Annotated in this window: 22 protein-coding genes; 9 read left to right on the top strand and 13 right to left on the bottom strand. The window is 68.4% G+C overall.

The features are described 5' to 3' along the window. Positions 1 to 8: 8 nt before the first annotated feature. Genes ABD116_RS14495 through ABD116_RS14505 form a run of 3 tightly spaced genes read right to left on the bottom strand, consistent with a single transcriptional unit; the run spans position 9 to position 3,428 of the window. Positions 9 to 1,361 (bottom strand): aldehyde dehydrogenase family protein, encoded by a 1,353-nt coding sequence (locus tag ABD116_RS14495; protein ID WP_343969028.1) that lies wholly within the window; start codon positions 1,359 to 1,361, stop codon positions 9 to 11. After that, complete coding sequence (locus tag ABD116_RS14500) at positions 1,358 to 2,083, bottom strand: gamma-glutamyl-gamma-aminobutyrate hydrolase family protein (protein WP_343969029.1); 726 nt, start codon at positions 2,081 to 2,083, stop codon at positions 1,358 to 1,360. Before ABD116_RS14500 ends, ABD116_RS14495 begins: the two co-directional genes overlap by 4 nt. Beyond that, positions 2,064 to 3,428, bottom strand: a complete 1,365-nt coding sequence (locus ABD116_RS14505) for a glutamine synthetase family protein (protein ID WP_343969030.1) — start codon at positions 3,426 to 3,428, stop codon at positions 2,064 to 2,066. The genes ABD116_RS14500 and ABD116_RS14505 overlap by 20 nt, the downstream gene beginning before the upstream one ends. 167 nt (positions 3,429 to 3,595) lie before the next feature. Here ABD116_RS14505 and ABD116_RS14510 point away from each other — a divergent pair, with 167 nt between their 5' ends. The 4 genes from ABD116_RS14510 to ABD116_RS14525 all read left to right on the top strand — a co-directional run bounded on the left by ABD116_RS14510 (position 3,596) and on the right by ABD116_RS14525 (position 8,539). Beyond that, on the top strand, positions 3,596 to 5,239 hold the full coding sequence (locus tag ABD116_RS14510) for a hypothetical protein (protein ID WP_343969032.1): 1,644 nt from the start codon (positions 3,596 to 3,598) through the stop codon (positions 5,237 to 5,239). Positions 5,240 to 5,264: 25 nt separating this feature from the next. Further along, positions 5,265 to 6,215, top strand: a complete 951-nt coding sequence (locus tag ABD116_RS14515; RefSeq protein WP_343969034.1) for a hypothetical protein — start codon at positions 5,265 to 5,267, stop codon at positions 6,213 to 6,215. A 161-nt stretch (positions 6,216 to 6,376) separates the two neighbouring features. Further along, on the top strand, positions 6,377 to 7,318 hold the full coding sequence (locus ABD116_RS14520; protein ID WP_343969036.1) for a zinc metalloprotease: 942 nt from the start codon (positions 6,377 to 6,379) through the stop codon (positions 7,316 to 7,318). A 33-nt stretch (positions 7,319 to 7,351) separates the two neighbouring features. Continuing rightward, positions 7,352 to 8,539, top strand: coding sequence for a D-alanyl-D-alanine carboxypeptidase family protein (locus tag ABD116_RS14525; protein ID WP_343969038.1), 1,188 nt, complete (start codon positions 7,352 to 7,354; stop codon positions 8,537 to 8,539). Here the strand turns inward: ABD116_RS14525 and ABD116_RS14530 are convergent. The 8 genes from ABD116_RS14530 to ABD116_RS14565 all read right to left on the bottom strand — a co-directional run bounded on the left by ABD116_RS14530 (position 8,536) and on the right by ABD116_RS14565 (position 15,945). Continuing rightward, on the bottom strand, positions 8,536 to 9,612 hold the full coding sequence (locus tag ABD116_RS14530; protein WP_343969040.1) for a YihY/virulence factor BrkB family protein: 1,077 nt from the start codon (positions 9,610 to 9,612) through the stop codon (positions 8,536 to 8,538). The two genes, ABD116_RS14525 and ABD116_RS14530, sit on opposite strands and share 4 nt — an antisense overlap. Before the next feature lie 28 nt (positions 9,613 to 9,640). After that, positions 9,641 to 10,153, bottom strand: coding sequence for a 2'-5' RNA ligase family protein (locus tag ABD116_RS14535; protein WP_343969042.1), 513 nt, complete (start codon positions 10,151 to 10,153; stop codon positions 9,641 to 9,643). A gap of 6 nt (positions 10,154 to 10,159) precedes the next feature. Then, the gene (gene trpS, locus ABD116_RS14540) at positions 10,160 to 11,224 is read right to left on the bottom strand and encodes a tryptophan--tRNA ligase (protein ID WP_343969044.1); all 1,065 of its coding nucleotides are present in this window, start codon (positions 11,222 to 11,224) and stop codon (positions 10,160 to 10,162) included. Positions 11,225 to 11,295: 71 nt separating this feature from the next. After that, positions 11,296 to 11,589, bottom strand: a complete 294-nt coding sequence (locus tag ABD116_RS14545; protein WP_343969046.1) for a hypothetical protein — start codon at positions 11,587 to 11,589, stop codon at positions 11,296 to 11,298. Positions 11,590 to 11,820: 231 nt separating this feature from the next. After that, positions 11,821 to 12,711, bottom strand: coding sequence for a carbohydrate ABC transporter permease (locus ABD116_RS14550; RefSeq protein WP_343969048.1), 891 nt, complete (start codon positions 12,709 to 12,711; stop codon positions 11,821 to 11,823). Then, on the bottom strand, positions 12,708 to 13,700 hold the full coding sequence (locus tag ABD116_RS14555) for a carbohydrate ABC transporter permease (protein WP_343969050.1): 993 nt from the start codon (positions 13,698 to 13,700) through the stop codon (positions 12,708 to 12,710). The genes ABD116_RS14550 and ABD116_RS14555 overlap by 4 nt, the downstream gene beginning before the upstream one ends. Positions 13,701 to 13,702: 2 nt before the next feature. After that, a complete protein-coding gene (gene ngcE / locus ABD116_RS14560; RefSeq protein ID WP_343969052.1) occupies positions 13,703 to 15,121 on the bottom strand; it encodes an N-acetylglucosamine/diacetylchitobiose ABC transporter substrate-binding protein in 1,419 nt (472 codons plus the stop codon). A gap of 23 nt (positions 15,122 to 15,144) precedes the next feature. Continuing rightward, positions 15,145 to 15,945: a sugar isomerase domain-containing protein gene (locus ABD116_RS14565; RefSeq protein WP_343969054.1), complete on the bottom strand. Its 801-nt coding sequence runs from the start codon at positions 15,943 to 15,945 to the stop codon at positions 15,145 to 15,147. A gap of 257 nt (positions 15,946 to 16,202) precedes the next feature. Between ABD116_RS14565 and ABD116_RS14570 the strand changes: the two genes are divergently transcribed. Further along, positions 16,203 to 17,192, top strand: coding sequence for an N-acetylglucosamine kinase (locus ABD116_RS14570; protein ID WP_343969056.1), 990 nt, complete (start codon positions 16,203 to 16,205; stop codon positions 17,190 to 17,192). Between the two features lie 93 nt (positions 17,193 to 17,285). Here ABD116_RS14570 and ABD116_RS14575 read toward each other — a convergent pair whose 3' ends face one another. Beyond that, entirely contained in the window at positions 17,286 to 17,663 is a 378-nt protein-coding gene (locus ABD116_RS14575; protein ID WP_343969058.1) for a YciI family protein, read from the bottom strand. An 89-nt stretch (positions 17,664 to 17,752) separates the two neighbouring features. On the opposite strand from ABD116_RS14575, the gene ABD116_RS14580 reads away from it, so the two are divergent. From ABD116_RS14580 to ABD116_RS14595, 4 genes are all read left to right on the top strand, one after another. Next, positions 17,753 to 18,580: an alpha/beta fold hydrolase gene (locus tag ABD116_RS14580; RefSeq protein WP_343969060.1), complete on the top strand. Its 828-nt coding sequence runs from the start codon at positions 17,753 to 17,755 to the stop codon at positions 18,578 to 18,580. A gap of 39 nt (positions 18,581 to 18,619) precedes the next feature. Beyond that, positions 18,620 to 19,897, top strand: coding sequence for a serine/threonine-protein kinase (locus tag ABD116_RS14585; RefSeq protein WP_343969062.1), 1,278 nt, complete (start codon positions 18,620 to 18,622; stop codon positions 19,895 to 19,897). A gap of 66 nt (positions 19,898 to 19,963) precedes the next feature. Further along, positions 19,964 to 20,578 carry a helix-turn-helix domain-containing protein gene (locus tag ABD116_RS14590; RefSeq protein ID WP_343969064.1) on the top strand — a complete coding sequence of 205 codons (615 nt, stop codon included), beginning with the start codon at positions 19,964 to 19,966 and terminating at the stop codon, positions 20,576 to 20,578. Next, positions 20,575 to 21,840 (top strand): MFS transporter, encoded by a 1,266-nt coding sequence (locus ABD116_RS14595; protein WP_343969066.1) that lies wholly within the window; start codon positions 20,575 to 20,577, stop codon positions 21,838 to 21,840. The genes ABD116_RS14590 and ABD116_RS14595 overlap by 4 nt, the downstream gene beginning before the upstream one ends. Here the strand turns inward: ABD116_RS14595 and ABD116_RS14600 are convergent. After that, positions 21,837 to 23,156: a hemolysin family protein gene (locus ABD116_RS14600; protein ID WP_343969067.1), complete on the bottom strand. Its 1,320-nt coding sequence runs from the start codon at positions 23,154 to 23,156 to the stop codon at positions 21,837 to 21,839. The genes ABD116_RS14595 and ABD116_RS14600 overlap by 4 nt on opposite strands. Positions 23,157 to 23,231 lie beyond the last annotated feature (75 nt).

The following is a 23,231-nucleotide window of genomic DNA, read 5'->3' on the forward strand; positions in this document are numbered from 1 at the left end:
CCGATATCTCACGCTGAGATGAAGATGTTCTTGGTCTCGGTGAACGCGTCCAGCGCGTCCGGCCCGAGCTCGCGACCGAGCCCGGATTGCTTGTAGCCGCCGAACGGCGTGGAGTACCGCACCGACGAGTGCGAGTTGACCGACAGGTTGCCCGCCTCCACCCCGCGCCCGACCCGCAGCGCCCGGCCGACGTCCCGGGTCCAGATCGATCCGGACAGCCCGTACTCCGAGTCGTTGGCGATCCGGAGCGCATCGGCCTCGTCCTCGAACGGGATCACCGCGACGACCGGCCCGAAGATCTCCTCGCGCGCGGCCCGATCACCGGGGTCGACCGCCAGCACGGTCGGCGGGAACCAGTATCCCGGGCCGCTCGGCGCGCTGCCTTTGAAGGCGACTTGGGAATCGTCCGGCACGTAGCCGGCGACTCGTTCGAGTTGCTGGGCCGAGATCAGCGGGCCCATCTCCGTGGTGGGGTCGCTGGGATCGCCGACCTTGACACCTTGCACGGCGGGCTCGAAGAGCTCCATGAACCGCTCGTACGCCGTCCGCTCGACCAGGATCCGCGACCGCGCACAGCAGTCCTGCCCGGCGTTGTCGAACACCCCGTACGGCGCCTGCGCGGCCGCCTTGGCCAGATCCGAGTCGGCGAAGACGATGTTCGCCGACTTGCCACCCAGCTCGAGCGTCAACCGCTTCACCTGGTCGGCACACCCCGCCATGATCTGCTTGCCGACCCCGGTCGAGCCGGTGAAGACGACCTTCCGGACGGCCGGATGCGTGACGAACCGTTGACCGACCACCGTTCCGGCGCCGGGCACGATCTCCAGTACTCCCGGCGGGATCCCCGCCTCCGATGCCAGCTCACCGATGCGGATGGCGGTCAACGGAGTCAGCTCGGCCGGCTTGAGGACGACCGTGTTGCCCGCCGCCAGCGCGGGCGCGAAGCCCCAGCCCGCGATCGGCATCGGGAAGTTCCACGGCACGATGATGCCGACCACGCCGAGCGGCTCGTGGAAGGTGAGGTCGATGCCCCCGGCAACGGGGATCTGCTTGCCGAACAGCCGCTCCGGTGCGGCCGAGTAGTAGTTGAGGACATCCCGGACGTTGCCGGCTTCCCAGCGGGCGTTGCTGATCGTGTGCCCGGCGTTCTCGACCTCCAGTCGTGCCAGGTTCTCGAGATCGGCATCGACCGCGTCCGCGAACCTGCGCAGCAACCGGCCGCGATCGGCCGGTGTCACCTCACGCCAGGTCCGGAACGCCTCGGCGGCCCGGGCGATCGCGGCGTCGGTGTCCTCGACCGTGGCGAGCTCGATGCTCCGGACGACCTTCTCGGTCGCGGGGTTGATCACGTCGTGCGTCACCGGCGAGTGCTCCTTTTCTTGCCTTCAGCAACGAGTGCGGCGATCAGCCGCAGGTCTTCGGGGTTCTCCTCGGGATGCCACTGGACGCCGACGGCGAAGTCCGAGCCATCGACCTCGGCCGCCTCGACGGTGCCGTCACCGGCCCGCGCGGTGACCCGGAGGCCGTCGCCGACGCGATCGAGGGCCTGGTGGTGATAGCAGTGCACGGTCGTCTGCTCGCCGAAGATGCTGCCCACCTTGGTATCCGGCTCGATCTTGACCTCGGTCCGGCCGAAGATCGCGGGCGACGGACGGTGCTCGTCATGGGCCACGGCGTCGGGCAGATGCTGCTGCAGGGTGCCGCCGAGCGTCACGTTGAGCATCTGCAGTCCCCGGCAGATCGCGAGCAGCGGCAGGTCCGCGTCGAGGGCCGCCCTGATCAGGATCGCCTCGTGCTCATCGCGACCGGGCCGGGTGTCGACGGTCTCAGGGTGTGGCTCAGCGGCGTACGAGGCAGGATCGACGTCGCAACCGCCCGCGATGATCAGTCCGTCGAGCAGGTCGAGGATCGATGGGTCCGTACCGACCGGCGGCAGCAGCACCGGTACGCCGCCCGCCGCGACCACCGAGTCGAGGTAGACGCGCGGCAGCAGCGCGGCGTCGCGGTGCCAGACTCCCCAGATGATCGGCTCGAGGTAGGTGGTGATGCCGATGCGTGGGCGCTCAGAGGCGTTCGAAGCCACGGATCCGCTCCCAGTCGGTCACCGCCGCGTCGTAGGCATCCAGCTCGACCCGGGCCGCGTTGACGTAGTGCTCGACGACCTCGTCACCGAAGGCCTCGCGGGCGATCTTCGAGCCACCGAAGAGCGCGGCCGCCTCACGCAGGGTCGAGGGGACGTGCGGCTTGTCCGAGGTGTAGGCGTTGCCCTGCAGCATCGGCTCCATCTCGAGCTCGTTCTCGATACCGTGCAGGCCGGCCGCGATCAGGGCCGCGACGGCGAGGTACGGGTTCACATCGCCGCCTGGCAAGCGGTTCTCGACGCGCAAGGACTCGCCGTGGCCGACCACCCGCAGCGAGCAGGTGCGATTGTCGATGCCCCAGGCAACGGCCGTCGGCGCGAAGCTGCCGGCCACGAACCGCTTGTACGAGTTGATGTTCGGCGCGAGCAGGTAGGTGAACTCCTCCAGGCACGCCAGCTGGCCGGCGATGAACCGCTCCATCAGGTCGGAGAAGCCGTACTCGTTGTCACCCGCGAGGACCGCGGTGCCGTCGTCGGCGCGGAAGCTCAGGTGGATGTGGCAGGAGTTGCCCTCGCGCTCGTCGAACTTCGCCATGAAGGTCAGGCTCTTGCCGTGTTTCGAGGCGATCTCCTTGGCGCCGCTCTTGTAGATCGAGTGGTTGTCGCAGGTCGCCAGCGCCTCGTCGTAGCGGAAGGCGATCTCGTGCTGGCCGAGGTTGCACTCGCCCTTGGCGGACTCGACGTACAGGCCGGCGCCCTCCATCGAGAGGCGGATGTCGCGCAGCAACGGCTCGATCCGGGCGGTGCCGAGCAGGGAGTAGTCGACGTTGTACTGGTTGGCCGGGTCGAGGTCCTTGTAGCCCTTGGTCCAGGCCTGCTCGAAGGTGTCGTTGAAGACGATGAACTCGAGCTCGGTACCGACGTACGCCTTCAGCCCGCGCTCGGCGAGCCGGTCGAGCTGCTTCTTGAGGATCTGCCGGGGCGAGGCGGGCATCGGGGTCTTGTCGAGCCACTGGACGTCGCAGAGCACGAGCGCGGTGCCTTCGAGCCAGGGCAGCAGGCGCAGCGTGGTGAGGTCAGGTGCCATCAGGAGGTCGCCGTAGCCGCGCTCCCACGAGGACATCTCGTAGCCGTCGACGGTGTTCATGTCCACGTCGACGGCCAGCAGGTAGTTACAGCCCTCGGTGCCGTGCGCGAGCACCTCTTCGACGAAGTACCGGGCGCCGCAGCGCTTGCCCTGCAATCGCCCCTGCATGTCGGTGATCGCGACCAGCACGGTATCGATCCGCCCGGCTCCGACCTGGTCCCGGAGTTCCTGCACGGTCAGTCTGCCGGTCTTAGAGCTCACGGTCACTCCCGGAGGGGTTCTATTGGTCTGCTGTCAGTCCATTGACGCAAGCCCGGGCCCGGATGTCAATGTGGGATGTCAAAAGCTGCAACTGTGGAAAACCTCCGTGGCCTGGTCTCGACATCCGGCAAGATGTGCCGGTACAAGTCACGAACGGGGGATCCGGCATGAAGCTGCGGTCGACTGAGGTGGACGGCGTCCCGGTCCTCTGGGCGCCGGGCCAGGGCACGCTGCGGGCCAGTCTGTGGTTCCGCGCGGGCATGGTCGACGAGACGATGCCGACCCGTGGCTGGCTGCACCTGCTCGAACACCTCGCGCTGCACGGGCGGGACTCCATCCGGACGCCCGTCAACGGGCACGTCAGCCTGCTGCACACGAGCTTCGATGTCACGGGCGAGCCTGAGGACGTGGTGGCCTTCCTGCGCGACGTCTGCCGCTGGGTCGGCGCGCCGGACCTCTCGGAGCTCGAGCACGAGCGCCGGGTGCTGCGCGCCGAGGGATCCGGCCGCGGCTTCGGCGAGGTCAGCGGCCACCTGCTCTGGCGGTACGGCGCCCGCGGCCCCGGGTTGGTGGGCGACGACGAGTTCGGTCTCTACACCGCTGACGAGGACCGGCTCCGTGAGCTCGCCGGGCGGGCCTTTGCCCAGGGCAACGCCGTCCTCGCGCTCTCCGGACCGCCACCGGCCGGGCTCGCGTTGCCGCTACCACCAGGCCCGCGGCTCCCCACACCGGTGGCTGTGCCTTGTGACCAGCCGCAGCAGGCGGGTATCGCTGGGCGGCCGAACAAGTTCGCCCTGTCCGGGACGTTGGAGCGGTCGTACGGGGCGACGGCGCTGCAACGGGCGCTGGAGCGCGATCTGCAGCGCGGTCTGCGGCACGACCAGGGCGTCGGCTACAGCGCCTGGTCCTCCTACGAGATGATCGACGCCCATCACGCGCTCGTGACCGCGGGGATGGACGTCGTCCCGGAAGCGGTGCCGGTCGTGGTGGCCGAGGCCACCGCCGTGGTGCGCCGGCTCCGCGACCGGGGTCCCGACCCGACCGAGCTACGCGACGATCTCGCCCTGCACATCCGGCGGATGAGCGAGGAGCCGGCCGAGCGGTGGCTGCCCTTCCTGGCCGCGAGCGACACGTTGCTCGACAGACCCGCGTCGATGAGCGTCGACGAGGTGGCCGCCGAGATCGACGCGACCACCGTCGCGGACGTCCAGCGAGCCGCCTACGACCTCTGGACGGACCTGCTCGTATCGGTGGATCCGGACGGCGCGGGCGACCCTCAGCTGGACTGGCTGGGCGCCGCTCCGGCCCCGCAGGGCAAGCCGAGCGGCCGCTCGTTCCGCTCGATCGACAGCCCGGAGAGCAACGATCTGCTGTTCGTCAGCGAGACCGGGGCCCGGCTCCAGACCGGCAGCCCGTCCGAGGCTAGGTACGACGAGCTGGCCGGAGTGCTCGCCTTCGAGGACGGCGGACGGCGGCTGGTCCGCCAGGACGGCTTCCAGGTGCCGGTCGAGCCGACGCTGTGGCGCAAAGGACGTGAGGCGGTCGCACTGGTCGACGCCGCGGTGCCTGAGGGGCTGCGGATACCGCTGCCTGCCCGGTCGCCTGAGCAGATCCCCTGGAAGCGAGTCAGGCGGATCGACAACTTCAGGAACTGGGTCCAGGCCCCCAAGGTGTGGGTTCCGGCCCTGTGGGTCTGCGTTGTGCTGCCCGGAGTCGTGGCGCTGAGCCTGCCGGGCTTCATCACCAAGATCCTCCTCGTCGGTAGCGCGGTCGGCGTCATCAACTTCGTCAGACAGCAGCGCGGCCAGTGATGACCGATCACGAAGGGATGGGTCGATGAGCCCACTACGGCGGGGCAAGGCCGGGTCAGTCCTCGAGATCGACCCCTGCATGGGCGATCAGCAGGCCTGGTCGCTGCGCGATGCCCTCAGCGCGCAGGACTGGCCGACGGCTCGGGCAGTCCTGGTGGCTGCCGAGCATCCGGATGACAAGGCGTTCCTGCTCGAGACGTGTGGGGCCGTTCCCGGAGTACAGGACTGGATCGGACCGCTTGCGGCCGACGATGTGCTGGCCCAGCTGGTCCGCGGTTGCCATGCCGTGGCGTGGGCCTGGCAGGCTCGCGGTAGGTACGGGGCGGAGCACACGGGGCGGGATCGGTTCGCTCTCTTCTTCGAGCGACTCCGGCTGGCCGAGGCCTACCTCTACAACGTCGTCGTGCGAACCCCGGACGACGTGACGGCCTGGGCCTTCCTGGTGCGGACGGCGCGCGGACTGCAGCTTCCGTTGGAGGACGGCGAGTTCCGCTTCGCGCAGGCGATCGAGCGGCATCCCACGAGTCTGAAGGCGCATGCCGAGTGGATGCAGACGCTGTGCAACAAGTGGTCCGGCAGCCACGAGTGGATGCACCAGTTCGCCCGGGACGGCGCGGTCCGCGGTGGAGACGGCAGCATGCTGCACGCCCTCGTCGCGCTGGCTCATCTGGAAGTGATGATCGACCTGAAGGGCGAGAAGCGCACGCAGTACATGGCCCGCGAGGATGTACGGACCGACCTGCTGACGGCCGCCGGACTGTCGATCTGGCACCCTGCAGCCGAGTTTCGGCCGGGCTGGCCGCTGTATCTCAACACCTTTGCGCTCGCCTTCAGCCAGAGCGGTGACCTGCCCTCGGCAGCCAAGGTCTTCGAGCGGCTGGGCGACAACCCCACCGAGTTCCCCTGGGGCTACCTGGGCGGCGACGAGATCAGCTCCTTCACCAAGGCCCGGACGACCGCCTTGGCCGCGCGGTGAGCGGCGAGGGGCTGCGCGCGACAGCGGTCGGGCCGGTGCTTCGGCGCAGTACTGCCGTGGCACCTATCTGACAGGGAACTTCTTTCCAGTTGCCGGGATGACGCTCAAAATCGGCTGATCCGGCCGCCCGCCCCGCGGCCAATGATCCGAGGAGCGCTTCTATGCGATCTCTCATCACCCGCCCCCGCGTACTGGCCGTGATGCTGGCCGGTACCGCACTCGCCTTCAGCCCGCTCGGTGGCCAGGCCACCGCGAAGCTGCCGGCGGACCAGTTGACCAACCCGTGTTTCCAGCCCTCCGAGGGCCCGTCCGCGCGTGGCGGCTTCGGCGCCGACCACCGCGAGCTGTCGGCCGCGGAGCAGAAGGCGATCGACGCGAAGACCGCTCAGCTGCTGAAGGCCAAGCAGGCGCGCGGACTCGCGCCGAAGGCCGGCAAGCTGGCGGCCGCCACCGTGCCGGTCTACATCCACGTGATGCGCAGCAGCAGCGGCGCCGGTGACGTCACCGCCACCCAGATCAGCCAGCAGATCGCCGAGCTGAACCAGGACTTCGCCGGTGGCGAGTCGTCCGCCGCGGCGAACACCGGCTTCACCTTCACGCTGGCCGGCACCTACCGGTACAACAACGACACCTGGCACACCGACGGCCAGAGCACCACGTACCGCTCGCAGACCCGCAAGGGCGGCAAGAACGCGCTCAACATCTGGCTGGTCGACTTCTCCTACCTCGGCATCGCGACCTTCCCGTGGGACTACGCGAGCAACCCGAGCATCGACGGCATCCGGGTGCAGTACAGCTCACTGCCGGGCGGCTCGGCGACCAACTTCAACCTCGGCAAGACCGCCACCCACGAGGCCGGCCACTGGTTCGGGCTCTACCACACCTTCCAGGGTGGCTGCACGAGCACGAACGACTCGGTCTCCGACACGCCGGCCCAGAGCAGCGCCAGCTCCGGCTGCCCGACCGGCCGCAACTCCTGCTCGCTGCCCGGCCTGGACCCGATCCACAACTACATGGACTACTCCTACGACTCCTGCTACAACCAGTTCACCCCGGGTCAGAGCACCCGGATCTCCAACGCGTGGACTGCCTACCGGGCGTGACTCTTGCCCCATCGGGCGTCTAGAGTCTCCGCGATGCGTGTCCTCCTGACGGTCTGCGTCACCGCGGTCGCCTCCACGGCGCTCGCGGTGGCCGGACCTCTTGCTGCGACCGCCGCCGGCCAGGGCCTCAACACCCCGGTCGGCGGCGACCAGCTGACTGCGGAGCCGACGGTTGTCGCCGATGGCGCGACGCCGCCGGCCGTGCAGGCGTCGGCGTACGTGGTCGCAGATGTGGACACCGGCGACGTACTGGCGGCCAAGGCGCCGCATGCCAAGCTGCGGCCGGCCAGCACGCTCAAGACGCTCACTGCTCTGGTACTGCTGCCGCGGCTCAACAAGAGCGACCAGGTGATCGGTAGCGACGAGGATGCGTCGATCATCGGGAGCAAGGTCGGGGTCTACCCGGGTCTCCGGTATTCGGTCGATCTGCTGTTCCAGGGGATGTTCCTGGCGTCGGGCAACGACGCTGTTCACGCGCTGGTTTGTCATGACGAGGGTGGCGTGCCGGGGACGATTCAGCGGATGAACAAGAAGGCGGCTGAGATCGGGGCGCTGGACACGCATGTGACCGACCCGACCGGGCTGGACGCCGACGGGCAGTACTCGAGCGCTTACGACCTGGCGCTTTTCGCGCAGGCGGGGTTGAGTCGGCCGGACTTCGCGAAGTACGCGTCGACGAAGTACACGAACTTCCCGCTGGCGAAGAACGGCGGCAGCTACCAGGTCGCCAATCAGAACAAGCTGCTGTTCAACTACGACGGCGCGCTGGGCGTGAAGACCGGCTACACGACGCTGGCGCGGAACACGTTCGTCGGCGCGGCCCGGCGGAACGGGCACACGCTGGTCGTCACGATGATGAACTCGCCGCACGGCATCACCCAGGATGCCTCCAGCCTGCTGGACTGGGCCTTCAAGTCGTACTCCGCGCTGTCTCCGATCGGCACCCTGGTCAAGCCGGTAGCCGCCGCCCCACCCAAGACGGCCAGTACCACCCAGGGCGAGGGCCCCAACACCTCCAAGAAGGCCTCAGCCCTACCGCCCCTGCGCATCCGCACCGCGCGGGTCTCCAACGCACTGGTCCACTCAGCGGCCTACAAGGTCCCGGTGTGGGCCTGGGCCGCCCCACCCATCCTCCTGCTCCCCCTGTTCCTCCGCCGCCCCCGAGCCCTACGGGCCAAGGCAAAAACAGCCGCTAAAGCAAGACGCGCTCGGCAGGGCTAGCGCTTCAACGAGCGGGTGGCTCTGGCTAGTTGGACGGCTATGGCTGTGGCGGTTACGCCCAGGACGGCGCCGGCGGCTACTGCGACTGTGTCGGCCTTGCGGGCTGGGATGGGGACTACCTTGTAGCGCTTGCCGGGTGGGCCTGGGAGGAGGCCGACGTCGGCTGCTGGGATCTGGGTGGGGATCAGTTGCTCGGCCTCGGCTTCGACCTCGATAGCGTGCGGGTGGGCGTCGAGGGTGGCTTCCTTGGTCCAGGCGGCGATCAGCATGATCACCCGGGTCATCAGGTAGATCCACACCAGCAGGGCCAACGGGAGAGCCAAGGTCCCGTACGCCGCGTTGTTGCCGATCACGTTCTTGACGTAGGAGTTGCCCAGCCGCTGGGCCAGGTAGAAGACGATGCCACCGGCCAGCGCCGCGATCAGCATCACCTTGCGCGGCAGGATGATCCGCGGCAGCGCGGTCTGCAGGTACAGGAACAGCACCGAGCCGGCCGCGATGCCGACGACGATGCTGATCAGCTGGATGCCCCAGCCGGCCAGCCAGGTGCCGTCCAGGTCGAGTGCGTCGACGATCTTGTTCGACAGGCCGACCAGCAGCGACGAGGCGCCGGTGGCGATCAGGCCGATCAGGCCGAGCCCGATCAGCGCGCCGAGATCGGTCAGCTTCAGCTTGACCGGGTTGCCCGGCTGATCGTCGAGCTCGTGCATCGAGCGGATCGAGGCGCGCAGCGAGTCGATCCAGCCCAGCCCGGTCAGCAGCAGCGACGCGCCCGAGATCAACCCGATCGTGCCCGCGTTGCTGATCAGCGAGTCCAGGTCGATCTGGTCGCCGATCCCGGGCAGGTTGGTCCGGATCGCGTCCTTCAGATCGCTGACCGCCTTGGCGTTCAGGAACTTCCCGGTCACCGCGGCCGCCAGCACGATCAGCGGGAACATCGACAGGAAGCCGAAGAAACTCGTTGCCCCCGCCAACCGGTTGCCGCGCCGATCGCCGTACCGTTTCGAGGCGCGCCACAACTGCGTCCGGCTGAAGCGTGCCCAGACTGCCTTGGCCCGATCCTTGATCCCCATGCGACTCCTGTACCCCTGGTAAGGAGTCCTACCCTGCCAGCGGGAACGACCGCTGCGGCCGCCACACGCCGTCGGCGCCGTGCTCGTACCGGCTGAAGGCCGCCACGTCGAAGGCCACGTCGTACTCCGAGAGCGCGTCGTACGCGCGGTCCAGCGCGTCCTTGTCCAGATCGTGGGCCACCGTCACGTGCGGGTGGTACGGGAACCGCAGCGCGACCTCCAGCGGGCCGGAGCGCACCTGCGACTGCAGCACCTCGCAGGACGAGATCCCCTCCGCCAGCGGGACGAACACCACCGGCGAGATCGGCCGGAAGGTCGCCGTACCGCGCAGCCGGATCCGGAAGCTCGGGAACCGGGCCGCCACCGCCAGCAGGTGCTCGTCGACCATCGCCAGGTCCTCGTCGGCCACCTCGGTCGGCGGCATCAACGTGACATGGGTCGGGATCGAGGCCGCCATCGGGTCGCCGAACTCGGCCCGGTACTTCTGCAGCTCGGTGCCGTACGGTTCGGCGATCGGGATCGCCACACCGATCGTCGCCATCCGGGACTACCGGCCCTGCACTGGGCCGGGCACGAAGCCGAGCCGGTCGTAGACGCGCTGCAGGGTCGGCTCGGTGACGGCGCGGGCGCGCTCCGCCCCGGCGGCCAGGATCGCGTCCAGCTGCGCCTTGTCGTCCAGGTACTCCAGCGTCTTCTCCCGGAACGGGGTGACGAACTCGACCACCTGCTCGGCCAGGTCCTTCTTGAAGTCGCCGTAGCCGCGGCCGGCGTACTCGTCCTCGAGCTCGCTGATCTTCTTGCCGCTGAGCGCTGAGTAGATGGTCAGCAGGTTGGCCACGCCGGCCTTGTTCTCCGGGTCGAAGACGACGTCGCGGCCGGAGTCGGTGACGGCGGAGCGGATCTTCTTCGCGCTCACCTTGGGGTCGTCGAGCAGCTCGATGATGCCGGCCGGCGAGGACGCCGACTTGCTCATCTTCGCGGTCGGCTCCTGCAGGTCGGAGATCTTCGCGGTCTCCTTGACGATGTACGGCTCGGGCAGCCGGAAGGTCTTGCCGAACCGGTGGTTGAAGCGCTGCGCCAGGTCGCGGGTCAGCTCCAGGTGCTGGCGCTGGTCCTCGCCGACCGGGACCCGGTCGGCCTGGTAGATCAGGATGTCCGCGGCCTGCAGGATCGGGTAGGTGAACAGCCCGACGGTGGCCCGGTCCGCGCCGCCCTTGGCGGACTTGTCCTTGAACTGGGTCATCCGGCTGGCCTCGCCGAAGCCGGTGATGCAGCCGAGCACCCAGCCCAGCTGGGCGTGCTCGGGCACGTGCGACTGGACGAACAGGGTCGACCGCTCCGGATCGATGCCGGCGGCCAGCAGCTGGGCCGCCGAGCGGCGGGTCCGCTCGCGCAGGATCTTCGGGTCGTACTCGACCGTGATCGCGTGCAGGTCGACGACGCAGTAGAACGCGTCGTGGTCCTCCTGCAGCGCCACCCACTGGCGGACCGCGCCCAGGTAGTTGCCGAAGTGGAAGGAATCCGCGGTCGGCTGGATACCGGAGAGGACGCGCGGGCGCCGCTCGGATCCGGCGGCCTGCACAGGGGTGTCCCCAGGGACGGCTGCTGACATGGGCCCGATTCTGCCAGCGCCCGGGCTCTCTTCCACACCCGGGCGGGTTTCACTTCGTCATAACGTCGGAATTATGTGGTCGCCGGGTTGCCGTCGACGGCCCTGGCGAGCCTGGGCACCAACTGGTCCAGCACCGTCGGCAGGCTCAGGATCGAGACGAAGCTGCTGGCGCTGTACAGGTCGTCGTCGTAGTTCTCCTCGATGTAGACCCCTCGGCCCTGCTTGGCCACGCCGAGGGCCTTGTAGACCGGGTCAGCGAGCAGCTTGTCGAGGTCGGACGGCAGGGTGAAGCCCAGGCCGGTCAGCAGCCGCGAGCGCGGGTCCTGGCTGCCGTAGACGAAGTACCCCTCGTACGGCGAGGCCATGATCGCCGTCTTGCCCTTGAACCGGCTTGTCCCCGAACCACTCGGTCGTCGCGACCGGCGTCACCCCGAGGGCGAGCAGCGCGTCCTGCTCCACCAGCCCGACCACGACGACCCGCTTGGGCGCCGCCTTGATCTGCGCGGTCCCGAACTTGTTCTCGATCGACACCGGAAACGCGCCGGCCTCCGAACCCGCAGGGGGTCCGGAGGCGGTGTCGTCCTGGTCACTCCTGACTACTTCACGCTCCCCTGCGTGACGGAGACCTGCAGCTGACGCTGGAAGATGATGTAGACGACCAGCACCGGCGCCACCGTGATCACCACGGCCGCGAACAGGGCGCCGAAGTCGACCGCGTAGCCGGCCTGCGACGCGAACGACGCCATGCCCTGGGAGAGCACGTAGTTCTTCGAGTCGGTGTTCAGCGCGACCGGGAGCAGGAACTGGTTCCACAACCCGAGGAAGTTGAAGATGGCCACCGAGGCCATCCCCGGCCGGGCCATCGGCAGCATCACCGAGAAGAAGGTGCGCCACTCGCCGGCGCCGTCGATCTGGGCCGCCTCGTAGACCTCGCCCGGCAGCGCCTTGAAGAAGCTGTGCAGGAAGAAGACGGTGAACGGCAGCGCGAACGCGACGTAGGTGATGATCAACCCGGGCAGGGTGTTCAGCAGCGACAGGTTCTTCAGCACGAAGAACAGCGGCACGATCGCCAGGAAGACCGGGAAGGTCAGACCGGCCAGCATGCTGTAGTAGATCAGCCGGTTGCCGCGGAACGAGAACCTGGCCAGCACGTACGCGCACATGGCACCCAGGATCATCACCAGGACCAGCGCGGAGGCCACCACGATCACCGTGTTGGTGAAGTAGCGGCCGATACCGGCCGTCGTCCAGGCAGTGGCGTAGTTGCCGAACCGCAGCTTGCCCGGCAGCGCCAGCGGGTTGCCCAGCACCTCCTGCGTCGACTTGAACGAGGACAGCACGGTCCACACTAGCGGCAGGATCACCAGCAGCGACCACAGAATCAGTGCGATGTGTGCGGTGGTGGCAACTCCCCGGCCTTCCCGGGCCCGCTTCTGCGGCGCTCGGGACGCGGACACGACGGCCCGGTCGGCGGTGGTTGTCGTCATCGGCGTACCTTCCGTTCACGTCCGCCGGTCAGGGTGTTCACCGTGAAGACCAAGAGCGCGAACAGCATCGTCACGGCGGCCAGGACCACGCCCATCGCCGTCGAGTAACCGAACTGCCCCTTGGCGAAGGCCGTGGTGAACAGTTGCTGGGGCATCACGAGGGTCGAGTTCTGCGGACCACCGCCGGGGTTCAGCGCCTGCATGTAGACGAACGCGTCCAGCGCGGCGATGCCCAGATAGATGTACGCCGTCTGCACGTTGTCGCGGATCAGCGGCAGGGTCAGCGAGATCGCCGTCCGGAACCGGCCGGCGCCGTCGATCCGGGCCGCCTCGAACACCTCGGGGTCGATCCCCCGGATGGCGGCGATGAACAGCACCATGTAGAAGCCGACGAAGCCCCAGATCATCACGAACATCGAGGCCGGCATCGCAGTCCGGGCGTCACCGAGCCACGCGTAGTCAGCGGCCCCGTGCAGCCCGATCTTCGACAGCACCGCGTCCAGGATGCCCGTACTCGGGGTGAACACCTGGGCCCAGATCAGGCCGATCACGATCGCCGGGATCACGTACGGGAAGAACGAGACGATCCGGTAGAAACCGGAGTTCTTCAGCCCGCGGACGGTTCCGGTGCCCGAGCCGCCGATGGTCACCAAGGTGGCGAGCGTCAGGGCCAGCACGATCGTCACGATCGGCACCACGATCGCCAGCTCGACGTTGTTGCGGACGGCCTTCAGGAAGATGTCGTCGTGGAACAGCTTGACGTAGTTGTCGAAGCCGACGAAGTTCATCTTCGAGCTGAAGCCGGACCAGTCGGTCAGCGAGTACCACAGCGCCTGGACGAACGGCGAGACCACGAAGATCACGAAGACCGCCAGCGGCAGGCCGAGGAACACGACCATGAAGCTGACCCGGTCGAAGGTCAGCGGGCGGCGGCGCCGCCGGACGGCGGGCCGCTGAGGCCCGCCGTCCGGCACAACATTTGGCGTCACGGTCACTTCGTGACCGGGATCTTCTTGACGGAACTGTCGTTCCTCACCTTGTCGGTGATCTGCTGCAGGCCCTTGGTCAGGCCGGCCGCGTCGGTCTGACCCGACAGGAACGAGTTCCAGACGACCAGCTGGTCGGTGTTCATGCCGTACAGACCGAAGACCTGGTAGTCGAAGATGTTGGTGCCGGCGGCATCCAGCATCGCGGTCTGCGACTGCAGCGCGGTCGAGCCGAAACCGTCGGCGGGCACCAGGCCCTTGACGATGGTCGGCGCGAGCCGGGTCTTGGCGAAGTTGGTCGCCGCCTCCTTGGACAGCATGGCCCGCAAGAGCTCCTTGCCGCCGGCAACGTTCTTGCCCTTCGACGGGACCACGAACGGCTCGCCGGCCGCGCTGCGCAGCGACTCGTACGGCAGCTTCGGGCTCTCGGTCAGGGTCGGCTCCGGGATGCCCTTCATCTGGAACCCGGACTTGGTGGCCTTCTTCATCTCGTTCTCGATCCACGAGCCCGAGGGGTAGAGGATGGCCTGCTGGTCGTTGCTCCACTTCGCCTGCGCGGCGGTGAACTGGGTACCGGCGCCACCGGGCACGAAGTACCCGTTCTTCACCATCTTCTCCAGGGCCGCGAAGATGCCCTGGAACTGCGGCATCGACCAGCAGTTCTCCTTCAGGTTCTCCAGCGCCAGCCGGACCTCGTCGCCACCCTCCTTGATGGCGCCGTCGACGGCCATCGTGTGGTAGTAGGTGGCGGCTTCCTTGCCCCAGACGAACAGGTACTTGCCCTTGGCCTTGGCCTTGGCGCCCAGGTCGAGCAGGGCGTCGTAGGTCTTCGGCGGCTCCCAGCCGTTCTCCTTGAACAGGCTGTCGGAGTACCACAGGCCGTACAGGGTCAGCACGTAGTTCATCGCGACGAACTTGCCGTCGAAGGTGCCGGGGATCTTCGCACCCGGGTACAGGGTGTCGGCGATCTTGGTGCCCTCGTAGTTGTTCGCCTCGAAGACGTCGTCCAGCGTCGCCAGCTGGTCCAGGATCGTGTTGAAGCCGATCTGGTTCGCGCCGGAGTTGTCGATCAGGTCCGGCGGGTTGCCACCGACGAAGCGCGGCTGCAGCTGCTGGGCGATCTGGGTGGACGGCGCGACCTTGAACGTCGAGCCGGCGAACTTCTTCTGCGCGATGTCGGCCGCGAACGTCACGTAGTCGAAGCCGTAACCGCCGTTGAAGATGACCGCGTCGACAGTGGCCTTGTCGGCCATACCGAACGGGTTGTCCGCGGTCTTGTCCGCGCCGCCACCGCTTGAACCGCTGTCGTCGCTGCCGCTACTGGCGCAGGCTGCCAGGAGCGTGCTGCCGCCGGTGGCCAGCAGGGTGCCGACCGCCGCGCGCTGCAGGAACAGCCGCCGCGACAGGTTGTTGGGAGTGGTCATTGGTCCCGCCTTCCGAGAGTGTTTCAAGCAGTACGACGGATCCGGCCGGCGTACTGTGCTTCAAGGGCGTGGTTGTGGTCGTCGCCGCCCGGGATGTTCGCGGACAGGTAGACCGGAGGCTTCTCGCCGGCCTCGGTCAGCCGGCGCAGAACCTCCGCGACCAGCATCTGCGCAATCAGGGCCGCGGTGATGGAAGACACGGCGCAAACCTTGCCCCCATCGGGTAGATCGAGTACGGAGTCGCCGTACGGGGCGTGGTTGTCGAGCACCACGTCGGCGAAGTCGATCAACTTCTTGCCCGACGGGTGCCGCGAGTCGACCCCACTGGTGTGCTGCAGCGAGGTGATCGCGATCAGGGGGTGGCCCTGCTCCTTCACCACCGAGGCGAGCTCGACGATCGAGCCGTTCACGCCGGAGTTGGAAGCGATCACGAACACGTCGCCCGATCGGGCCGCGGACAGTTCGTAGAGCTTCCGGGAGTACTGCGGGTCGCGCTCCAGCTCGGCGCTGCGGAGCAGCTCCGGCGGTTCGCCACCGAGCAGGACCAGATCGCGCAGGGCGATCCGGTTGGTCGCGATCAGGCCGCCGGCGCGGCCGGCGATCTCCATCGCGAGCGCCTCGGAGTGACCCGAGCCGAAGGCCTGGATGACGCCGTTCGCGCGCAAGGAGGTGGTGAACAGATCGGCCGCCTGCTGGATCGGGCCGTCGATCTGCGTGGTCACGGCGGCCATGATCGGAGTGAGCGCGTGAACAAAGGCCTGCGCGCTCAAACCACCCTCAATACCGCCTGCGGCATGCCTGCTGCCGTCTGCCGTGCTGGCCATCAGCGGCCCCACCCCTCGACTAAATTGATCGCCGCGACACACCTGATGCCGACAAGTGCGCAAGTTTGCGGTTTGCTGGACAGAACTTTTCTCACCTGGCAGCTAAAGTCAAGGCTCATCTCACTCTTCCTCCCAGATCGGGACCGTTGCGTGACCTTGTCTGTTGTTGTTCACGACTAGACTCTTTCGAGCAGTTTGGAGCATTGCTTATGTCGGTCGAACGCCCACTCGCGCAACCAAAGGAATCAGTGGTCTTGATGCCAGCATCCACACTGGTCCTGGGCGGCGACCTCGGCGGCACCTCCACCCGGATCGTGATCGCGGACCATGAGGGCAACGTAGTAGGCCGCGGGGCCGCGGCCGGCGGAAATCCGACCAGCCACCCGGCGACCGCCGCGGCCAACTTCGGCCAGGCCGTTCACGCCGCCCTGGAGGGCATCGATCCGGCTGCCGTCAAGGCCGCCGTGATCGGCACGGCCGGCGGCTCGGCCCTCGGCCGGCCGGATGTGAAGGCACAATTCGACGCCGCCTGGGCCGGCGCCGGACTGACGGTGATCCCGCGGTTCATCGGCGATCTCGAGGTCGCCTTCGCCTCCGGTACGCCGGAGCCGGACGGCACCGTGCTGATCGCGGGCACCGGCAGCAACACCGGTCTGGTCCGCGATCACGAACTGGTCCGGACCGCCGGCGGCCACGGCTGGCTGCTCGGCGACGACGGCTCGGGCTTCTGGCTCGGCCGGGAGGCAATGCGCAGCGTGCTGCGCGCCATCGATCTGGGCGAGCCGCTCGGCGTGCTCGGCGAGGCGGTCGTCGAGGCCGTCCTGCCGGACCGCGATCCGACCACCAGCGCGGAGCGTGAGGGCTACGATCTGCTCCGTGACGACCTGATTCGCACGGTGAACGCCCGTCCACCCGTGCTGCTGGCCGAGCTGGCCCGGCCGGTCGTGGCGGCGTACGAGCAGAACGACAAGACCGCCCACGCCTTGGTGAAACGCGCAGCCGAACTGCTCATAGAAACGGTCAGCCGGCTGTGGACAACGTCGGACAACGGCCCGCTGGTGCTGGCCGGCAGTGTCGCCGGTGAATCGTCGCCGGTCGGCCGGTTACTGCGGCAAAGCATTCACGACCACTTCGACGGCGAGGTGCTGACCGCGCACGACGGCGTCGGCGGCGCGACCTGGCTCGCGCTCGGCGTCCTCGACCCCGCTTTGGCGACCAACGACAACCACGCTCGGCTCGTCAGCTGAAGAATCCAGTACTACGGCCCGGTGGCTGTACATCTTCTGCCCCCACCCCAACCACCCCGGTCAGGCACGTCACCGGGCCGTACTGCGTCTGCTTTACATGGAGATCGGGCGGAGCTCGATCGCGTACTGCTGTGCCTCGGGGATCCGGGCGGCGACGTCCTCGGCGCGCTCGGGCGTGGCGACGTCGATGATGAAGACGCCGGCGAGTTGCTCCTTCGCCTCGGAGTACGGGCCGTCGGTCGTCGCGCGGACGCCTTCGCGGACCCGGACCACCTTGGTCTCCCGCGGTGCGGCCAGTGGTGAGGCCGTGATCAGCTCGCCGCGCTCGTGCAACTCCTCGAGCAGTTGCTCGAGCTGTGCCGACAGCGCCTCGCGGGCCGCCTTGGGCAGCTTCTTGCCCTCCTCGGTGTGCAGGAAGGACGGATGTCCCCAGGTCACCGGGTTGCTGTGGATGAGCAACATGTACTTCATGGCTGTGTTCCCTTCGGTCGAGTGGATCCTCGCAGCACAGGTCGGAGGCTCGCCCGCGTTCTCGACATTTCGACCCTAAGGTGAACGCCATGAACGAGACCGACCTCCAGCTGAGCGACGGCCGGACCCTGCACGTCTACGACACCGGGCGGGGCGACCTGCCGGTCTTCTGGAACCACGGCACACCCAATCTGGGCGCGCCGCCGGAGCCGCTGTTCCCGGCGGCCGAGCGACTCGGGTTGCGGTGGATCTCGTTCGACCGGCCGGGGTACGGCGGCTCTACTCCTGCGCCGGGGCGGACGATGGCGTCCGTTGCGGGTGACGTGGAGCAGGTCGCCGATGCGCTGGGGATCGACCGGTTCGCGGTCGTCGGGTACTCCGGTGGCGGGTCCTATGCGCTGGGGACCGCGGCTGTACTCCGTGAGCGGGTTCGCGCCGTCGTCACACTGGCGGCCATCGCGCCGTACGGAGTGGACGGGCTCGACTGGTTCGACGCGATGGTGCCGTCGGGCGTCGCGTCGCTGCGGGCCGCGCTCGGTGGGCGTCAGGTGAAGGAGGCCTGGGAGGCTTCTGGGGTCGAGTACGACCCGGAGTTCACCGCTCAGGACCATGCGCTCTTCGAAGGTCCGTGGGGCTGGCTCGGCAAGGTCGCTGGTGGCGGGCTCACCGCCGGACCGTACGGGCTGATCGACGACGACATCTCCTATGTAACGCCTTGGGGCTGCGACCCGGCGACGATCATTGCGCCGATGCTGCTCCTCCATGGCGACCGGGACGGCATCATCCCCAGCTCACACGGCCGCTGGCTCGCCGCCCATTGCCCGACCGCTGAGCTCCGCAGCTTCCCCACCGACAGCCATTTCACTATCGTCGAGCAGGCCGACTCCGGACTGGATTGGCTGGATAACCTGCCGTAACCGCGCTTCGCGGTCTGTCTGGATGGGTACGGGGCCGGGATGAGGTCACCTGGAGAACTCGGCGAACTGGTAGCCGGGCGCTATCGGCTCGGAGACCCGGTGGGCCGCGGCGGGATGGGTGCGGTCTACCGCGCCACGGACGAGGTGCTCGGCCGTGACGTCGCCATCAAGCTGTTGCTGCCCACGAGAGAAGGGCCCGAGGCCCAGGAACGGTTCAAGCGCGAGGCCCGGGCCGCGGCGATGATCTGCGATCCCTACGTGGTCGCCACCTACGACTTCGGTCCACATCAGGACGGCTACTACCTCGCGATGGAACTGGTCGAGGGGCACACGCTCAGCGTGGAGCTGAACTGGCGGGGCCCGCTCGAGCCCCACTGGGCGGTGGAGATCGTGCGCCAGGCGGCCGCCGGGCTGGCTGCCGCTCATCAGCACGGCCTGGTGCATCGCGACATCAAGCCCGGCAACCTGCTGGTGACCGACGACGGCCTGGTCAAGGTCGCCGACTTCGGCATCGTCCGGATCCTCGGCGACACGACCACGACCCTGACCGCGACCGGGCAGGTCGTCGGTACCAGCCACTACCTCGCGCCCGAGCGGGCGATCGGGAAGCCGGCCGGCGCCGCATCGGACGTGTATGCGCTCGGGTGCGTGCTCTACCAGTTGCTCACCGGCCATCCGCCCTTCCAGGCGGAGGATGCCGCGTCGATCATGTACCAGCACGTGCAGGTCACCCCGACTCCGCCGAGCGAACTGCGCCCGCAGTGCGCGGGTGAGGCCGAGGCCTTGCTGTTCTGGATGATGAACAAGGATCCCGCCCAGCGTCCGACCGCCGCGCAGGTCGCCGCGGGCGTGGAGCCGCCGGCTCTTGCTCTGACCTCCGTGGAGCAGGCGGTGCCGGTACGCCGCCGGCCGTCCCGCAACCTGCTCGTCGTAGCCGGAGCCGTGCTGGCGGTCGCGGCCGCCTCGACCGTCGGCATCCTGATCGATGCGAACTCCACCAAGTCGCCGGGCCCCAATGACCTCCAGCCGTCGATACCGGCCGCCGGATCGCCGTCTCCCGCCAACACGACGTCCGGCGTCCCGGTCGCCCGCGCCTCGACGCGCCCGCCGACCGTCGCGTCGAAGACCACCGCGCGCGCCGGCGAACCAGTCCGGTCGGCCGGCACCTCGGTCGACGCCACCGCAGCCGCCTCCACGGCGCCCTCGGCCGCGCCGACCACGACGGTGCAGCCGACCAGGACCAAGAAGCCGAAGCCGAAGCCGACCAAACCGACGAAGACCCTGAAACCGCACACCACCGGCAAGCCCACCGGCTGACCTCCTCTCTCCTCCTATTCCAAGCAAGGGCTTGACATCGGTCAGCCGTCGGCGGATATTCCAAGCATGTCTTTGGAATCTTCGGAGGATCCTCGCCGGCGGCGGTTGCTGGATGACCCGCTGGCGATCAGGGCGATGGCTCATCCGGTGCGGCTTGATCTGTTGTCGCTGCTGGGGCGGGAAGGGCCGTTGACCGCTGCGGATGCGGCGCGGCGATTGGGGATCAGTCAGGCGTTGGCTTCGCATCACCTGCGGCAGCTGGCGAAGTACGACTTCGTGGAGCCGGCTCAGGGCAAGGACAACCGGGAACGGCCTTGGCGGGCCGTGTCGACGTCGCAGACCTGGGCAGATGCTGATCTTTCGCCGGAGGCGGTGGCTGCGGCCGAAGTACTGGAGCAGTTGATGGCCGAGCGTGCGCTGGACGAGCTCGCGGTCTGGCAGAGACAGCGAGCGGATGAGGAGCCTGCCTGGCGTCAGAACGCCGGGATCGGGCGGACCGGGATCTATCTGACCCGCGACGAGTTCGTGGAGCTCGAGGAGCAGGTGCAGGCGTTGGTCATGCGGTACGTCGACGAGCGCCCGATCGACGACAAGTCCACCCGGCCGCCGGGAAGCCGCCTGGTCGAGATCACCCGGATCGTCGTCGTACACCCCGAGGACAAGGTGCTGGAGGAGGAATGAGAAATCTGTGGGAAGTGCTCGCACGGCGGCGGGACTACCGGCTCGTGCTCGGTGCCGGGCTGGTGTCGCTGACCGGTGACTGGATCCTGCGGATCGGGCTCGCCTTCCACGTCTATGCGTTGACCGGCTCGACGCTCGCCTCCGGTGGACTGCTACTGGCGTCGTTCCTGCCGTTGGTGCTGCTCGGCTCGCCGGCCGGCGTGTTCGTCGATCGGTGGGACCGGCGGCGGACGATGGTCGTCACGAATCTCCTGCACGCGCTGGTGTTGCTGCCGTTGCTGCTGGTCCGCGACGGCGACACGCTCTGGCTGATCTACCTGGTGATCCTGGCGCAAAGTTGCCTTCAGCAATTTTTCCGGCCGGCCGAGCAGTCGCTGATCCCGGCGCTGGTCGAGGCTCCGCAGCTGGTCACCGCCAACTCGTTGAACAGCCAGGCCAACGACATCTCGCGACTGGTCGGCGCCGGGGCCGGCGGCGTCCTGGCCGCGGCCGGTGGGCTGCCGCTGCTGGCCTTGGTCGATGCGGCGACCTACCTGATCGCGATGACCTTCCTGCTCGGTGTGCGGCATCGCCCGGAGCGGGTGAAGGCCGAGCGGGTCGGTGGGGTGCGGGTCGCGGTACGAGGGATCAAGGGTGAGTGGGTCGAGGGGATCGGGGTTTGCCTGAGTGGGCCGGCACTGCGGCTGGTGTTCGTCTTCGGGCTGGTGACCGGGGTTGGGGAGGGCGTGATGAGCACGTTGTTCGCGCCGTTCGTGTCGGCGGAGCTGGGCGGTGACGGTACGGCGTACGGGCTGATCACCTCGTCGCAGGCCGTGGGCGGGATCGCGGGCGGGCTGATCGCGGCGGCCGTCGGGTCGCGGTTCCCGGCGGCGAAGCTGTGGGGCTTCGGGGCGGTCGCGTTCGGGCTGATCGACCTGGCACTGTTCCTGTATCCCTTGTTCTGGAAGGGTTTGGCGCCGGCCTTCGTCTGTATGGTCGCCGTCGGCGTGCCGGGAGCGTTCATGGTCGCCGGGTTGATGACGGTGATCCAGCGGCTCACCGACGACGCCTCGCGCGGACGGGTCTTCGGGGCGCTGTTCGCGACCGAAGGGCTCGCGGTTCTGGTGGGCATCGTCGGCGCGGGGGCGCTCGGCGACGTCGTCGGCATCATCCCCCTGCTGGTCGTGCAGGGGCTCGGCTTCTCGATCGGCGGGGTGGTCGTGCTGAGCCGGCTGCGAATCCTGACGCCGGCGCCGGCTGAGCCCGTCCCCGCCGTCGTCTAGTCGGTGGCCGGCTCGGCGGTCGACTGCTCGGCGTCGTCGGCCGCGACGCGGTGGACCCGGACCCGCGCCACCCGGCGGCCGTCCATCTCCTTGACGGTGAGTTGGTAGCCGTCGACCGAGCCCTCGTCGCCGACGGACGGAACCCGGCCGAGCTGGGCGGCGACGAAGCCGGCCACCGTCTCGTACGGGCCGTCGGGCAGCTCGACGCCGGTCTCGTCGGCGAAGTCGTCCAGGTTGAGCAGGCCGTCCACCTCGACGTCGCCACTGCGCAACCGGGTGGTCTCCGGCGACTCCTCGTCGTACTCGTCCTTGATGTCGCCGATCAGTTCCTCGACCAGATCCTCGAGCGTGACGATGCCGGCGGTGCCGCCGTACTCGTCGAGCACGATCGCCAGGTGGGTGCTGCGCCGGCGCATCTCGGTCAGGGTGGGCAGCAGCTTGGCGGTGTCGGGCAGCATCAGCACCTCGCGGGCGAGATCGCCGACGCGGACCGAGCGGGTCGCGACCGCCGGGTCGAACAGGTCGCGGACGTGCACGAACCCGACGATGTCGTCGGCCGAGCCGTTCATCACCGGGTAGCGCGAGTGCGGCCGCTCCGCGGCGAACTTCACCGCCTTGTACGCCGGCATCTCCGCGTCGACGAAGTCCACCTCGGTCCGCGGCAGCATCAGCTCGCGCAACTGCCGGCCGCCGGCCTCGAAGACGTCGTCGACGATCCGGCGCTCCTCCTCGCCGAGCGACTCGTGCGCGGAGACGATCTCGCGCAACTCCTCGTCGCTCATCACCTCGCGGTTCGCGTTCGGGTCGCCGCCGAGCGCGCGGACCACCAGGTCGGTCGACTTCGACAGCAGCCAGATCACCGGCCGGGCGCCGGACGCGATCCGGTCGACCAGCGGCGCCAGGCCGAGCGCGAAGGTCTCGGCCCGCTGCAGCGCGAGCCGCTTGGCCGCCAGCTCACCGATCACGATGGACACGTACGAGATGGCGATGGTGATCAGGATCAGCGCGACGGTGTTCGCGACCGACTCCGGCAGGCCGAGCCTCTGCAGGTGCGGCGACAGGCTGTCGGCCAGCGTCGCGCCACCGAAGGCGGCCGACAGGAAGCCCATCAGGGTCACGCCGATCTGGACGGCGGACAGGAAGCGGTTCGGGTTCGCTGCCACCCGGGCGACCGTCTCACCGCGTTTGCCGCGCTGGGAGATCGACTTGAGCTGGCTGTCCCGCAGCGACACGAGCGCCATCTCGGCGGCGGCGAAGACGCCACCGATGAGCACGAAGACGAAGATCAGGACGATGTTGAGCAGGGTGTCGTTCATGACTTGGGGGTTCCTAGCGCCCTCTCCGAGTAGACAGGAGAGGACGCGAGCGTTGGGCGACGTCCATCGATCAAG

Source organism: Kribbella koreensis (genome assembly GCF_039525325.1).
Classification (GTDB): Bacteria; Actinomycetota; Actinomycetes; order Propionibacteriales; family Kribbellaceae; genus Kribbella; species Kribbella koreensis.

Excerpts from the sequence above, each read along its gene's own strand:
- ABD116_RS14510 (WP_343969032.1), top strand. The coding sequence starts at position 3,596 with ATGAAGCTGCGGTCGACTGAGGTGGACGGCGTCCCGGTCCTCTGGGCG.
- ABD116_RS14515 (WP_343969034.1), top strand. The coding sequence starts at position 5,265 with ATGAGCCCACTACGGCGGGGCAAGGCCGGGTCAGTCCTCGAGATCGAC.
- ABD116_RS14520 (WP_343969036.1), top strand. The coding sequence starts at position 6,377 with ATGCGATCTCTCATCACCCGCCCCCGCGTACTGGCCGTGATGCTGGCC.
- ABD116_RS14525 (WP_343969038.1), top strand. The coding sequence starts at position 7,352 with ATGCGTGTCCTCCTGACGGTCTGCGTCACCGCGGTCGCCTCCACGGCG.
- ABD116_RS14530 (WP_343969040.1), bottom strand. The coding sequence starts at position 9,612 with ATGGGGATCAAGGATCGGGCCAAGGCAGTCTGGGCACGCTTCAGCCGG.
- ABD116_RS14535 (WP_343969042.1), bottom strand. The coding sequence starts at position 10,153 with ATGGCGACGATCGGTGTGGCGATCCCGATCGCCGAACCGTACGGCACC.
- trpS (WP_343969044.1), bottom strand. The coding sequence starts at position 11,224 with ATGTCAGCAGCCGTCCCTGGGGACACCCCTGTGCAGGCCGCCGGATCC.
- ABD116_RS14545 (WP_343969046.1), bottom strand. The coding sequence starts at position 11,589 with ATGGCCTCGCCGTACGAGGGGTACTTCGTCTACGGCAGCCAGGACCCG.
- ABD116_RS14550 (WP_343969048.1), bottom strand. The coding sequence starts at position 12,711 with ATGACGACAACCACCGCCGACCGGGCCGTCGTGTCCGCGTCCCGAGCG.
- ngcE (WP_343969052.1), bottom strand. The coding sequence starts at position 15,121 with ATGACCACTCCCAACAACCTGTCGCGGCGGCTGTTCCTGCAGCGCGCG.
- ABD116_RS14565 (WP_343969054.1), bottom strand. The coding sequence starts at position 15,945 with ATGGCCAGCACGGCAGACGGCAGCAGGCATGCCGCAGGCGGTATTGAG.
- ABD116_RS14570 (WP_343969056.1), top strand. The coding sequence starts at position 16,203 with ATGCCAGCATCCACACTGGTCCTGGGCGGCGACCTCGGCGGCACCTCC.
- ABD116_RS14575 (WP_343969058.1), bottom strand. The coding sequence starts at position 17,663 with ATGAAGTACATGTTGCTCATCCACAGCAACCCGGTGACCTGGGGACAT.
- ABD116_RS14580 (WP_343969060.1), top strand. The coding sequence starts at position 17,753 with ATGAACGAGACCGACCTCCAGCTGAGCGACGGCCGGACCCTGCACGTC.
- ABD116_RS14585 (WP_343969062.1), top strand. The coding sequence starts at position 18,620 with ATGAGGTCACCTGGAGAACTCGGCGAACTGGTAGCCGGGCGCTATCGG.
- ABD116_RS14590 (WP_343969064.1), top strand. The coding sequence starts at position 19,964 with ATGTCTTTGGAATCTTCGGAGGATCCTCGCCGGCGGCGGTTGCTGGAT.
- ABD116_RS14595 (WP_343969066.1), top strand. The coding sequence starts at position 20,575 with ATGAGAAATCTGTGGGAAGTGCTCGCACGGCGGCGGGACTACCGGCTC.
- ABD116_RS14600 (WP_343969067.1), bottom strand. The coding sequence starts at position 23,156 with ATGAACGACACCCTGCTCAACATCGTCCTGATCTTCGTCTTCGTGCTC.